The organism is Streptomyces sp. NPDC002133, assembly GCF_040296405.1.
In the GTDB taxonomy this organism is placed as follows: domain Bacteria; phylum Actinomycetota; class Actinomycetes; order Streptomycetales; family Streptomycetaceae; genus Streptomyces.
In genome coordinates, this window is the sequence record NZ_JBEOXF010000036.1 from 53,268 (window position 1) to 66,159 (window position 12,892).

Annotated in this window: 12 protein-coding genes and 2 pseudogenes; 6 read left to right on the forward strand and 8 right to left on the reverse strand. The window is 68.7% G+C overall.

Annotated features, from left to right (window positions below; all coding sequences use genetic code 11):
* Positions 1–91: 91 nt before the first annotated feature.
* A pseudogene (locus tag ABT078_RS27875) lies at positions 92–292 on the forward strand (IS5/IS1182 family transposase); the annotation flags it as partial.
* 282 nt (positions 293–574) lie between these two features.
* Positions 575–2,053: a hypothetical protein gene (locus tag ABT078_RS27880; protein WP_351232362.1), complete on the forward strand. Its 1,479-nt coding sequence runs from the start codon at positions 575–577 to the stop codon at positions 2,051–2,053.
* Positions 2,054–2,143: 90 nt separating this feature from the next.
* Here ABT078_RS27880 and ABT078_RS27885 read toward each other — a convergent pair whose 3' ends face one another.
* The 8 genes from ABT078_RS27885 to ABT078_RS27920 all read right to left on the reverse strand — a co-directional run bounded on the left by ABT078_RS27885 (position 2,144) and on the right by ABT078_RS27920 (position 9,792).
* Positions 2,144–3,373, reverse strand: coding sequence for a CaiB/BaiF CoA transferase family protein (locus ABT078_RS27885; RefSeq protein WP_351232364.1), 1,230 nt, complete (start codon positions 3,371–3,373; stop codon positions 2,144–2,146).
* Between the two features lie 5 nt (positions 3,374–3,378).
* Entirely contained in the window at positions 3,379–4,593 is a 1,215-nt protein-coding gene (locus ABT078_RS27890; RefSeq protein WP_351232366.1) for an acyl-CoA dehydrogenase family protein, read from the reverse strand.
* A 1-nt stretch (position 4,594) separates the two neighbouring features.
* Positions 4,595–5,545: a 3-hydroxyacyl-CoA dehydrogenase NAD-binding domain-containing protein gene (locus tag ABT078_RS27895; protein WP_351232368.1), complete on the reverse strand. Its 951-nt coding sequence runs from the start codon at positions 5,543–5,545 to the stop codon at positions 4,595–4,597.
* A complete protein-coding gene (locus ABT078_RS27900; RefSeq protein ID WP_351232370.1) occupies positions 5,542–6,288 on the reverse strand; it encodes an acetoacetate decarboxylase in 747 nt (248 codons plus the stop codon). The genes ABT078_RS27895 and ABT078_RS27900 overlap by 4 nt, the downstream gene beginning before the upstream one ends.
* Before the next feature lies 1 nt (position 6,289).
* Positions 6,290–7,057: a crotonase/enoyl-CoA hydratase family protein gene (locus tag ABT078_RS27905; RefSeq protein ID WP_351232372.1), complete on the reverse strand. Its 768-nt coding sequence runs from the start codon at positions 7,055–7,057 to the stop codon at positions 6,290–6,292.
* Between the two features lie 30 nt (positions 7,058–7,087).
* Entirely contained in the window at positions 7,088–8,248 is a 1,161-nt protein-coding gene (locus ABT078_RS27910; RefSeq protein WP_351232374.1) for a CaiB/BaiF CoA transferase family protein, read from the reverse strand.
* Positions 8,249–8,503: 255 nt separating this feature from the next.
* A complete protein-coding gene (locus ABT078_RS27915) occupies positions 8,504–9,412 on the reverse strand; it encodes a LysR family transcriptional regulator (protein WP_351232376.1) in 909 nt (302 codons plus the stop codon).
* A 164-nt stretch (positions 9,413–9,576) separates the two neighbouring features.
* On the reverse strand, positions 9,577–9,792 hold the full coding sequence (locus ABT078_RS27920) for a hypothetical protein (RefSeq protein ID WP_351232378.1): 216 nt from the start codon (positions 9,790–9,792) through the stop codon (positions 9,577–9,579).
* Positions 9,793–9,821: 29 nt separating this feature from the next.
* Here ABT078_RS27920 and ABT078_RS27925 point away from each other — a divergent pair, with 29 nt between their 5' ends.
* The 4 genes and pseudogenes from ABT078_RS27925 to ABT078_RS27940 all read left to right on the forward strand — a co-directional run.
* Positions 9,822–10,526, forward strand: a complete 705-nt coding sequence (locus ABT078_RS27925; protein ID WP_351232380.1) for a VanZ family protein — start codon at positions 9,822–9,824, stop codon at positions 10,524–10,526.
* A 66-nt stretch (positions 10,527–10,592) separates the two neighbouring features.
* Positions 10,593–11,309 (forward strand): response regulator transcription factor, encoded by a 717-nt coding sequence (locus ABT078_RS27930; protein WP_351232383.1) that lies wholly within the window; start codon positions 10,593–10,595, stop codon positions 11,307–11,309.
* A complete protein-coding gene (locus tag ABT078_RS27935; RefSeq protein WP_351232384.1) occupies positions 11,302–12,396 on the forward strand; it encodes a sensor histidine kinase in 1,095 nt (364 codons plus the stop codon). Before ABT078_RS27930 ends, ABT078_RS27935 begins: the two co-directional genes overlap by 8 nt.
* Positions 12,359–12,631, forward strand: a pseudogene (locus tag ABT078_RS27940) (transposase); the annotation flags it as partial. The gene ABT078_RS27935 and the pseudogene ABT078_RS27940, both read left to right, overlap by 38 nt.
* Between the last annotated feature and the right edge of the window lie 261 nt (positions 12,632–12,892).

Genomic DNA, 12,892 nt, shown 5'->3' on the forward strand with positions numbered 1-12,892 from the left:
TGAGTTCGACGAAAAGCTTGCCGCGGGGGAGGTCATCGGTCGAGATGCGTCCCACATGCAGTGCACCGCGGACCCCGCCACCTGCCCGAGCTTCGTCCTTCAGCCGAAGCGGTGGAAGGTCGAGCAGACCTACGGGATCCTGATACTGCACCGGCGCCTGGTCAGCGACTACGAGCACCGGCCGGCCTCCTCCGCTTCCCGCGTCTACTGGGCGATGTCTCATGTCATGGCCCGCCGACTCACCGGTGCGAACGCTCCCACCTGGCGCGACCCGCAGGCGGCGACCGCGTGAACATCCAGCCTCTGTTCGACGCGCTCAGCATTCAGGAGGACGCCGCCCGGACCCTGACCGACGACCTCCGCGCGCAGATCACCGAACTGCAGACCCGGTTGAGGGAGGCCGAGACCCACCTCGAACATCTGGCGATCACCCGGAAGACCGCCATCGCCCTCGCCGACCGGATCCCCGCCCAGGCCAACCCGTTCGACCTGCCCGAGCACCCGGACTACCCCCGCATCCTCGCCGTCGTCAACCAGACAACCGGCCCACTCCGGGGGGCTGCGCGTCCAGCGGGTGTTCGCCGCCCCGTCGGTGATCGCACGGGCCGTGCTGGGCGTGCTGCTCGCCACGCTGCTCGGAGGGTTGCTGGACGATCCGGTCGCCGGGGCGATGGCCGGCGTCGGTGCGTTCATCTGCGGCATCGGCACGCTGCTGAGCCCACTGCGGCACCGTGTGGTGAACGCGCTCGGGATGGCCGCGGCCTTCAGCGCAATGGCGGTGCTGGGGGCCCTGGTGCACGGCACCACCTGGCTGTTCCTGCTGCTGCTCGCGGTCGCGGCGTTCGCCGCCGGGCTGTGGCGGACGTTGGGCGTCGCGCCCGGCATCCGGGGTTGCCTCACGCTCATCGGGCTGATGATCACGGCTGATCTCGCTCCCGACGTGCACGGCGGCCTGGTGATGGCCGGGTGGATCGCGACCGGGACCGGACTCGTCGTGGTGGTGCAGCTGCTCCCGCCGTACGATCCGCGGTTCGCCGCTCAACGCCGCGCCCTGGCAGCCCTGTACCGGTCACTCGCCGAGGGCTCGGTCTCGGCGGACTCCGCCGCCTTGGGCCGGTCTGCTCCGTTCACCGCGTCCCGGCAGGCCCTGGACCTGCTGCCGCAGTTCAGCCGGCCGCCGGCGGCGGCCATGTTCGGACTGCTCGGAGAGGCCGAGCGCATCCGCCGCGCGCTGCAGACCGTGCGGCTGACGGTACCCGCGTCGGCAGCGGCCGGGAACCAGGAGGCACTGGCTGCCGCCGCGCAGGTGCTGGGCGACATCTCCCGTACGGTGGCCTCCGGCCGCGAGCACCGCACCCCCGAGGATGTCTGGGCCCTCCTGGAGTCGTGGGAGGCCACCTCGCCCCTGCGCAGCCCGTGCGACCTGGCCGCGCGGCTACGGGCGGCCGAGGAGCAGCCGACCTGGTCCACCAGGCGGCTGCCGGGCCTGCTCGCGGAGTGGCTGCGGCTGCAGGACCGGCTCCTCCCCGACCTGCTGACCGGCTATGCCGACGTCGGAGCGACCGATCTGGCAGCCGTCGACGAACTGCGGGCGCGATCACGGCAGATCAGGGAGCACCTGGAGGCCGCGGTGGAGCAGTCGCACGCCGAGCCGGCCCGGCAGCGCGACCCCTGGTCGACCGTGCAGCTGGAGCAGATCAGCGCTCAGGTGTCCACGGTCGCCGGGTGCGTCACCCTGCTGCGCGAACACCTGCCGCGCACTGCGCAGGAGACCGTTCCGGAGCTGACCGAACTGGCCGATCCGCTGCACGAACACCTCGGCGCCCTGGCCCGTGCCGCCGCCGGAGCCGAGACCGTGGCCCCGGGAGCACTGCGGTCGGTGTTCGACTCCTTCGCCGCGTCCTCCGGCCTGCCGGCCGAGACGTCCGGCGGCTCCGACAGCGCCGCGGCCAGTCGGGCCGTCGCCCTGAGCGCCGCAACCGTCGACGCCATCGAGGCCCTCACCGCCACCATCGCCTCCCGCCACCACCCCCGTCGCCACGCGGCAGCGTGAAACTCCGCTGGCGAAGCTGAGAGGTGAGGACGTGCAACGGCACCTCGCCGCCTCATCGTGCGGGGAGGTGCCGTTGGCTCTATCGGCTCATCAAGCAGCTTCCGCTTGCGTTGTGCCGGGGATCGCTCCTTGGGCGTGCAGCACGGCGATCTCGTGGGGGCTGAAGCCCAGTTCGGTGAGGATTTCGTCGTTGTGCTCGCCCAGGTCCGGTGCCCGTTTGGCGGGGACCTTCGGTATCCCTCGGAGGGTGACCGGGCTGTTGATGGTGTAGTCGAGCCCGGTGACTCCTTCCAGGGGTACGACGATGTCGTTGGCGCGCAGTTGGGGGTCCTTGGCGGCTTCTTCCGGTGTCTGGATGGGGCTGTAGGTGACGCGTTCCCGGTCCAGGGCGTCCTTCCAGTGGGTGAAGGGTTGTGAGCGGAAGGCGGCGTCGAGCAGTTCGCTCGCTGCGGCGGCGTTCTTGACCAGGCCCTCGATGCCGGCGAATCGGGGATCCTCGCTGAGTTCGGGGTGCCCGATGGCCCGGGTCAGTCCGGGCCAGTTCATGGGTGAGGTTGCCAGCATGAACCATTGGCCGTCCGCCGTTTGGTAGGGGTTGGTCAGCGCGTTGACCGGGGCGTTGCGGTCGTGCAGCTCGAACGGTGTGCCGTTGGCGAGTGCGCCGGCGACGAGGGTTCCGGTGGCCCAGACGCCCGTGGCGAGCAGTGACGTTCCGACGTTGGCGCCTTGTCCGGTCCGTTCGCGGTGGTAGAGGGCGGTTGCGATCGCTGCGTAGATGGCGATTGCCGTGGTGTAGTCGCCGCTGCCCCAGACTGGGACGGTCGGTGGGGCTCCGGCGTCGCGGGTGGAGGCCAGCAGTCCGCTGCGTGACCAGTAGGCGGTGAGGTCGAAGCCCGGTTGGCGGGTGTCGGGGCCGGCGTCGCCGAAGCCGGTGAGGTCGGCGTAGATGACTTTGGGGTTCCAGGTCGAGACCTCGTCGTAGCCGAGGTGCAGCTTTTCGCGTGTGCCGTGCGGGAAGTTGGTGATCACCACGTCGGCCCACTGGACGAGGCGTTTGAGGACCTCGGTGGTCGCGGGGGATTTCAGGTCGATGACCATGCCGCGTTTGTTGCGGTTGGCGAGGTGCCAGCCGTAGTTGGCCTGTGCGCGCGGGCTGGGCGGTACGAAGCTGAGCCGGCGCTGGGGGTCGCCGTGTCCCGGCGGCTCGATCTTGATGACGTCGGCTCCGAAGTCGGAGAGCATGGTGGCTGCGGCCGGTGCCGCGATGAAGCTGGCCACGTCGAGGACCTTCAGGCCGGTGAAGACGGATTCGGTGGTCATTGCTGTCACCCCACGAAGGCGCTGTGGCCGGTGATGGACTTGCCGACGATGAGGGTCTGCATCTGGTGGGTGCCCTCGTAGGAGTAGAGGGCTTCGGCGTCGGCGAAGAACCGGGCGATGTCGTAGTCGAGGAGGATGCCGTTGCCGCCGAAGATCTCGCGGCTCCAGGCGACGGATTCCCGCATGCGGGCCGCGACGTACTCCTTGGCCAGCGCGGAGTGCTCGTCGCGGAAGATGCCCTGGTCCTGCAGCCGGGCGAGCTGTACGAGCATGCCCCAGGAGGCGGTGATGTTGCCGAGGCTCTTCACCAGGAGGTCCTGCACCATCTGGAACTTGGCGATCGGTCGGCCGAAGGCGATGCGCTGCTTGGCGTAGTCGAGTGCGAGTTCGTAGGCGCCGATCATGACGCCCAGGGCCTGCCAGGCGACTCCGCTGCGGGTGAAGCGCAGGATCTCGGCGATGTCCCGGAAGCCCTTGATGTTCTGCAGCCGGTTCGCTTCCGGTACGCGTACGTCGGTCAGGGTGATCTCGGCGTTCTGGACGATCCGCAGTGCGATCTTGCCCTCGATCTTCTCCGGCTTGAAGCCGGGGGTGCCCTTCTCGACGACGAAGGCCTTGACCTTGTTGTCGTCGACGTCGCGTGCGTAGACGACGACGTAGTCGGCGAAGGTGGCGTTGCCGATCCACTTCTTGGCGCCGTTGAGGGTCCAGGTGTCGCCCTCGCGCTGGGCGGTGGTGCGCATGCCGCCGGAGACGTCGGAGCCGCCGAGGGGCTCGGTCAGGGCGAAGGCGCCGATCTTGTCCATGGAGGCCATGGCGGGCAGGAACCTGTCGCGCTGTTCCTGGTCGCCGCCGTGGTAGATGGAGTAGAAGCCGAGTCCGTTGTGGACGCCGAAGAAGGTGGCGATGGAAGCGTCGACACGGCAGAATTCCGCGGCCAGCATGCCGCCGAGCAGGTGGCTGATGGCGGGCTTGTGCTCGCCGTAGCCCTCGTAGGCCAGGGCGTTCAGTCCGCTGCCGCGGAACTTCTCGATCACCTCGAAGGGGAACTCGGCCTTGCCCCAGTACTCGTTGACCAGCGGCCTTATCTCCTTGCTCAGGAAGGTGCGGGCCTTGAGCAGTATCTCGCGCTCCTCGTCCGAAAGCAGCGCCTCGTACTGGTAGAAGTCGGCGGCCTGCTGGTCGTCCAGCTGTGTGAGGGGGGTGGCGGTGGTGGTCATCTCAGTTCTCCTTCTGGTGCTGGTTGCGGCGGTTGTCTTCCAGGGCGGACAGGACGGCGAGTTGCTTGCGGTCGCGGGCTTCGGCGAGGTCGGTGTACGGCGTGGAGGCATATGCCTTCTCCACCGCCTGGATGACTCGCTCCCGGTCCTCGGGGTCCTTCGAGGGTTCACCGAGGGTCATTTGCTGCATGGACTTGCCGATGTGTTCGGTGATGTGGCGGTAGCCGCCGGGGCCGCCGCCCAGGTGCGCGCCGAGGAACGGCCCGACCGTGGCCCAGCGGATGCCGAGCGAGTGGGTCACGACGGTGTCCAGGTCCTCGGGGGTCACCACGCCTTGCTGGACGAGGTAGACGGCCTGGCGGCTGAGCGCGTTCTGCAGCCGGTTGCCCACGAAGCCAGGGATCTCCTGGCGTTCGACGACGGGGGCGCGGCCGAGGAAGGTGTAGAAGTCGACGGCGGCCTGTACGGCTTCCTCGGTGGTGCGTTCGCCGGGTACGACCTCGACGAGCGGGATCAGGTGGGGCGGGTTGAAGGGGTGTCCGATCAGGACCCGGCTCGCGTCCTCGAGCTCCCCGGTGAACGCGGTCGCCGGGATCGCCGACGACGAGCTCAGCAGCAGTGCGTGTGCGGGGGTCTCCCGGACCAGCTGGGCGAACAGCTCCTTCTTGAACTCGACGTTCTCGGGTCCGTTTTCCTGGACGACGTCGGCGTCCCGGACGGCTTCGGTGATGTTGGCCGCGATGTGGACCCGGTCGGCGAGGCCGTCGGTGTTCAGGCCCTGGGCGGCCAGGTGCGGGGTGAACTCCGCCAGCGCGGTGTCGATGGCCTCCTTCAGGTCGGGGCGCGGGTCGCTGACGTGGACGGTCAGGCCGTGTGCGGCGAACAGTGCCGTCCAGGACAGTCCGATGGTGCCCGCGCCGATCACGGCGGCGGTGCGGAAGCGGTGTGTCATTGCGTGTCTGCCTTGAGGTAGTCGAAGACCGGCTTGACCGGGGCGAGGGTCAGGTCGGTGAGGATGTGGCTGGCGGAGACGACCTCCAGGACGGGCAGATCGGCCAGCGGGGCGAGGACGTGCTCGAACAGCTGCAGCCGCGCGGGGCCGGTGTAGGCGGCCTTGACCACGACGTCGGTGATCTCGGTGCGGACCAGTTCCTGGACGCGCGGAGTGCCGTCGTAGCCCGGGATGATCTTGAGCATGAAGGTCGGCACGGTGATCTGTGCTTCGGCCTCGCGCAGGTCGAGCGGGTAGTGCTTGTAGCCCATGGTCGCGGTGGCGACCCGCAGCGTGCCGTAGTCGAGGGTGCCGACCAGCACGTCCTGGTCGACGTACAGCTTCGGTGCGCCGATGACCTTCGGGTAGGCACTGGCCTCGCGTCCGGCCGCTGTTGCCGGGAAGTTGTCGAGGTACATCGCGTGCAGGTACTCGCCGCGCTCGCCGTCGAAGCTGACCTGGATCGCCTGGCCGCCCTCGGTGTAGGGGCCGAACCCGGTGACGTCGTTCATCTTCATGATCTCGAACCGGACCAGCGGTTCTTCGATCCGCAGGGGTTCGGGGACGACGGCGCGCAGTGCGTCGGGGTCGGTGCGGTAGACGATGTTGAGGTACTCGCGGTCGGTGAACCACGGCGCCACGGGTGCGAAGGCCGGGCGGGTCAGCGGGGTGGTCGCATGGCGTCGTACGTCTTCGATCCTCATGTCACTTCCCTGTCCATTCCGGGGTGCGGCGCTCGGCGAAGGCGGTCATGCCCTCGCGGACGTCGGCCGAGGCCATCAACGTGTCCATCACCCTGCGCTGCACCGCGAACGCGTCGGCCTCCGGCACTCCGTCGGCGGTCCGCACGAGGTTCTTCACCGCCGCCAGCGCGAGCGGGGCGTTGTGTGCGATCTGCTCAGCGAGTCCGAGGGCGACGGCCACCGTCTCGCCGGGCGGTGTGACCCGGTTGGCCAGGCCCAGCTCGCCGGCGCGGGCACCGCTCACCGGCTCGCCGGTCAGCAGGAACTCCATCGCCAGGTGGTAGGGGATGCGCTTGGGCAGTCGGATCACGCCGCCGCCCGCGGCGATCAGGCCCCGCTTGACCTCGGGCAGACCGAAGTGCGCGTCCTCCGCGGCGACGATCAGGTCGCAGCCCAGGGCGAGTTCGAATCCGCCGCCCACGGCGAAGCCCTCGACGGCGGCGATCAGTGGTTTGGTCAGTTCGGCCTCGGTCAGGCCGCCGAACCCGCGGCCCGGGATGTTCGGGGACTCACCCTTCAGGGCGGCCTTGAGGTCCATGCCGGCACTGAAGGTGCCCTTCGCTCCGGTCAGGACACCGGCCCGCAGGGCGGTGTCGGCCTCCAGTTCGTCCAGCGCGGCGGCGAGGCCGGTGGCGACCGCGGCGTTGACGGAGTTGCGTGCTTGCGGGCGATCAATCGTGATCAGCAGGGTCGAGCCGACCCGCTGGACACGCACTTCGTTGGTGCTCATAACTGTGCCTCTCCTACGGCTTTCTGCGGCTCAACAGGTGGCTGCCAGCTCGGCGAGCACCTCCGCGGTGTCCTGGCCGGGAACCGGGGCCAGCCGGCGGATCGAGCCGGGCGTGGCGGAGAACTTCACCGGGATCCCGATCGTGCGCACCGGACCCTCGGTCGGGTGCACGACCGTTTCGAGCAGATGGCCCTCGTGGACGTAGGGGTCCTCGTGCGCGTGGTCCAGTTCCAGCACCTGTCCCATCGGGATGCTGTGCTTCGCGCACACCTCGGCCCACTCGGCCGTGGTCAGCGCAGGGGCGCATTCGTCGACCAGGTCGGAAAGGTCGTCGGCGTCGGCCGGGTTGAGGGTGGGGCCGTTGACGCGCGAGTCCGCGGCCAGGTCGGGACGGCCGGCGGCGGCGAAGAAGTCGCGGTAGTTCTGCGGGTTGTACGGGATCACGGCGGCCAGGCCGTCCTTGGTGCGCCGCGCCTTGTGGTGCTCCGACAGCGACTTCGCGTAGCCCGTGGGGCCCGTCGCCGGCTCGAAGGCGTGCCCTGCGAGGTGCTCCACCAGGTTGAACGTGAGCAGGGTGTCGACCATCGGGATCTCGACCTGCTGCCCGCGCCCGGTCCTGTTCCGGTGCACCAGGGCGGCGAGCACGCTGTAGGCGATGGTCAGACCGGAGACCTTGTCGGCGAGGATGGTCGGCAGGTAGAGCGGCGTGCCCAGTGCGCGGTTGGCGATGTCGACCAGCCCGGATGCGGCCTGCACGGTCTCGTCGTAGGCCGCGGCGTCGGCCCGGTCGGAGTCGCCGCGGAAGCCCGCGCCGTGCGCGTAGACGAGACCCGGGTTGGCGGCGGCGAGGTCGTCGTAGGTCAGGCCCAGCCGGGCGAGTGCGCGGGGGCGCATGTTGGTGATCAGCACGTCGGCGGTGTGAATAAGCATCAGGGCCTGCGCGTGCTCGGCCTCGTCCTTCAGATTGAGGGCAACGCTGCGCTTGTTGCGGTTGACGTTGAGATGCATCGGGGTCATGCCCGGCGTGTTGCGGTACTCGCCCACACGCAGGGAGTCCGTGGGGGACTCGATCTTGATGACATCGGCCCCCAGATCTCCGAGGATCTGGGCCGCGTACGGGGCCATGATCACCGTCGAGAGGTCGATGACCCGCACGCCGTCGAGCGGCCCGGTGCTGTGTGTGTCCGCCATTGTTGCGTCCTTCCGTGCCTCGGTCGGCTATGAGAAGGAACGCTAATCGCGAATTGCGGACAATGGAATTATCGTATTGCTAATATCGGTGTGACCGCAGCGGTCACACCGATATCGGCTCGCCTTCGGAGGCTGTGTCGGGAATAAAGACGGCCGGAATCGCCGGCGATCGCAAAAAAGCCCCCCGGCGGCGATCATGCCATTTCAGGGTGTAGCGAACACGAGTGCATTGCCGGCACGGCCACCCCGCTCGGCTCAGACGTGAAGCGGTTCGGCGAAGACCTCGCGGGCTGCTTCGACGAGTTCGTCCAGGTCACCGCCGGAGGCTCGATCGCGCCGCCAGATCAGTACGGTATCCAGTTGGGCCTCGAAATCTGTGAACGGCAGGACCTTCGTATTTTCCATCGCATAGCCGTGCAGGGGGCTTTCCGGGTCGAGCATGGAAAAGTAGAAAGCCATCCCGTTGGAAATCAATTCGGCGATTCCGCCGTATCCGGTGTCGGTCAGTGTGATGCGTTTCCTGATCCCCCGCTCGGCCATTTCCTGGTCGAGCTGCTCGAAATAAGCCGGCCTGACGTCCTTGGGTGCGACGATGAAGCTCAGGTCGGCCAGTTCGGCCAGTGCTACGGAATCCCGCCCGGCGAACTGGTCGGCCGGCACCACCGCTCCCAGCCGTTCCGATATGACGGGCAGTAGTTCCAGTGCGGAGTCGTCGATCGGCGTCCGGGCCAGCGCGAGCGCCAGTCTGCCCTCGCGCACGCCGGTGACCAGAGCCCTGGAGCTGCCGGGCCAGCGCAGGAGCTCGCACTTGTCACTGACGCGCTCGGCGAGCGTGATGACGAGCTCCCTCGGCCGGGGGTGCACCCCGGTGGGAATGCCGACGAACACGGTGCTGCGTCCCGGCGCGGTCGCCTCACCCAGCCGCCACGGGATGGAATTGACCTGCTCCAGCACGTCCCGCGCGATCGGCAGAAGCGCCTCGCCGGCCGGCGTGAGCGTGACATGGTGTGTGTCGCGGTCGAACAGCCGGTGGTCGAGCTCCCGCTCGAGATCCCTGATCCGCTGGCTCAGCGGCGAGGTGGCCATGTGCAGTCGGCGGGCCGCCGCCGAAAAGTTCAGCTCCTCGGCAACCGCAACGAAATAGCGCAAATGCAATATTTCCACTCTGTCACGTTAACCCGGATCCACCAGTCGGTTCCGAGGCGTCGCGTCAGTGCGGCGGCCCTTGCAGCCCGACACTGCACATACGGCAGGCCCCATTACTGCAAAACGACGAGGTCACAGCCCACCAGGGCTGTGACCTCATCACCACAAACGCAATTGCAGTGTTAGGCGTTCATGGTCCGGGGCAGGTGTGCGGACGGGACGGCGAGCTCGTCCTGGATGGTCGGCAGTGCGATGTTTACGGACGAGTCGTCCAGCACCTGCAGTAGCTGGGCTGGCGCGATCACCGGCGGCGGGACCATCTCCAGGCCAGCTTGCGCCAGTTCCTTGATGCCGGGGATTCCGTGTATCGCGGGCGTATGGAAAATCGCATACGCCACCGCAACGGCCCTCCGTCTCCAATGGGGGCATGAGCCACAACGCATGCCTGTCAGCACCGCCCCGCCGCATGCGCAGGATCGTGTTCCTCAGCCTGGCGATCCTCGGCATGGCGAGCGCCGCGTTCGTCGTGCGGCGGCCGCTCATGATGTCCGCTCCGATGTGCATGGCCGGGCGGTGGCACGGCTGCTTCGATACGTTCAACGGTGTGGTGCTCATCACGCTGGTCGCGCTGCCGTTGGCCGCGCTGGTGGTGTGGGCTCTGGCGCGCCGTCGGTGTGCCGCCGGCGTCACATCGGCATGGCGGATGTCGCTGGCCGAGGTGGGCATGGTCCACGGGACGGTGCCGTTCATGTGGATGACCATGATGCCGGGCGCCGGGGCTGGCACCGTCCCTAGCCGGGTGAGCCTGGTACCGCTGCGGGACCTGCTCACGATGGGGCCGGCCGGGATCATCGGCAACCTGCTGATCTTCGCGGCGCTGGGGTTCTTCGTCCCGATGCGGTTCGCGGCCCTGGCGTCCGTGCCGCGGATCCTGGCGCTCGGGGCGGGCTGTTCGGTTCTGGTCGAAACCGCGCAGTACGCCCTGCGGCTGGACCGGGTGTCCTCCGTGGACGACGTACTGGTCAACGCCGCCGGCGCCGTGCTGGCCGCGCTGGCGTCGCGCCGCTGGTGGCGCACTACGGCGGAAGTGCCGTCGGACCAGCCTCGCCCCGCGATGGCACCGGCAGGCTGAGTCGCGTGTCCGGTGCACACGTCTTTGCATACGTCGGCGATATGTTGGGTTGCTTAGGCTTCAGACATGCGCGTACTGATCGTGGAGGACGAGCCCTACCTGGCCGAAGCCGTCCGTGACGGTCTGCGGCTGGAGGCGATCGCCGCCGACATCGCCGGCGACGGCGACTCCGCTCTGGAACTGCTCAGCGTCAACTCCTACGACCTCGCGGTCCTCGACCGCGACATCCCCGGCCCCTGCGGCGACGAGGTCGCCCGGCGCATCGTCGCCTCCGGCAGCGGCATCCCGATCCTCATGCTCACCGCTGCCGACCGGATCGACGACAAGGCTTCCGGGTTCGGGCTCGGCGCCGACGACTACCTCACCAAACCGTTCGAGCTGCGGGAGCTCGTCCTGCGGCTGAGGGCGCTCGACCGCAGACGCGCGTACGCCCGGCCCCCGGTCCGCGAGATCGCGGGCCTGCGGCTCGACCCCTTCCGCAGGGAGGTCTTCCGCGACGGACGCTACGTCGCGCTCACCCGCAAACAGTTCGCCGTGCTGGAAGTCCTCGTCGCCGCCGAGGGCGGGGTCGTCAGCACCGAAGAGCTGCTGGAACGGGCCTGGGACGAGAACGCCGACCCCCTCACCAACGCCGTGCGCATCACCGTCTCCGCACTGCGCAAACGGCTCGGCGAACCATGGATCATCGCCACAGTGCCCGGCGTCGGCTACCGGATCGACACCCGTATGGACACCATCGCCCCCGGCAGGGACACCACCGAACCCGGCAGTACGCATGCATAGACGCCCAGGGCTCAGCGCCCGACTGAAACTCACCCTCAGCTACGCCGGGTTCCTCGCCGTCGCCGGCGCTCTCCTGCTGGCCGTGGTGTGGGTGTTCCTGCTGCGCTACGTACCCGACACCCCCAAGGGCCTTCTCGGGATCGCGCCCAACCGCTACCTCCTTGTGCGCACCTTCGCCCCCGCCGCGGCCGTGGCGATGGTCTTCCTGCTCGTGTTCGGCCTCGTCGGGGGGTGGATCCTCGCCGGCCGGATGCTCGCACCACTCACACAGATCACGGCCGCGGCACGGATGGCCGGGAACGGATCGCTGTCCCACCGGATCCGCATGAAGGGCCGCCAGGACGAATTCCGTGAACTCGCCGACGCGTTCGACACCACGCTCGAACAACTCGAGTCCCACGTCGCCGAGCAGCAACGGTTCGCCGCGAACGCCTCCCACGAACTGCGCACCCCGCTGGCCATCTCGAAGACGCTGCTCGACGTCGCCCGCAAGGACCCCACGCGGGACCGGGGCGAACTCTTCGAACGCCTGCGCGCTGTCAATACGCGCGCCATCGACCTCACCGAGGCCCTCCTGCAGCTCAGCCGCAGCGACCGCGGAAACTTCACCCGCGAGAGCGTCGACCTCTCCCTCGTCGCCGAAGAGGCCGCCGAAACCCTGCTCCCCCTCGCCGAACAGCGCGGGATCACGCTCGACGTCATCGGCACGGCCCAGACCAGCGGCTCCGCGGAGCTCCTGCTGCGGATGGTGACGAACCTCGTCCAGAACGCCATCGTCCACAACCTCCCCGCCGGCGGCACCGTGACGGTCCACACCGAGCCGCACGGCGACACGAGCGTGCTGCGGGTCGAGAACACGGGCCGTCGGCTCCCACCGGAACTGGTACCGACCCTCACCGAACCCTTCCAGCGCGGAACGGAACGCGTACGCACCGACGAGCACGCCGGCGTCGGCCTCGGCCTGGCCATCGTGCACAGCATCGTCCGCGCCCACGACGGGACCCTCGACCTCGTCCCCCGCCCCGCCGGCGGCCTCCTCATCACGGTCCGGCTTCCCGGCCGGCCGGGGTTCGGGCAACTCCCGTAACGGCTCCTACCCCAAGACGCTCACGACGGTGACGGGTCCGGTCAGGGTGGAGGTGCCCAGGGACCGCAAGGCCGAGTTCGAGCCGGTGATCGTGTCCAAGGGCCGGCGGCGGCCGGCCCAGGTCGACGACATGATTCTGTCCCTGTACGCGCGGGGCATGACCACCCGCGACATCACCGCCCACCTCAAGGAGGTCTACGGGTCCGAGGTGTCCCCGGCCCTCGTGTCGAAGATCCGGCAGCCGACAGCGGTGATCGCGTTCAGCGTTCGGATCACCGCCCCGGCTGCCCGCAGCCTTGCCGACGGATACATTCAGCCACCTCGGCGTCCCGGTCAACGGTGTGGTCCACGGCCCGAGACAGGGTGTTGCTCAGCCAGCGTCTCTGATTGGCTTAGGGAACCTGAGTATTGCTCAGGGTGTGAGCCAATCGCCTTCGTGCCCTGGTGCTGAACGGTAGGAGCCGTCAGCCCGCGTGGCACGTCCCTCCGGACGCTG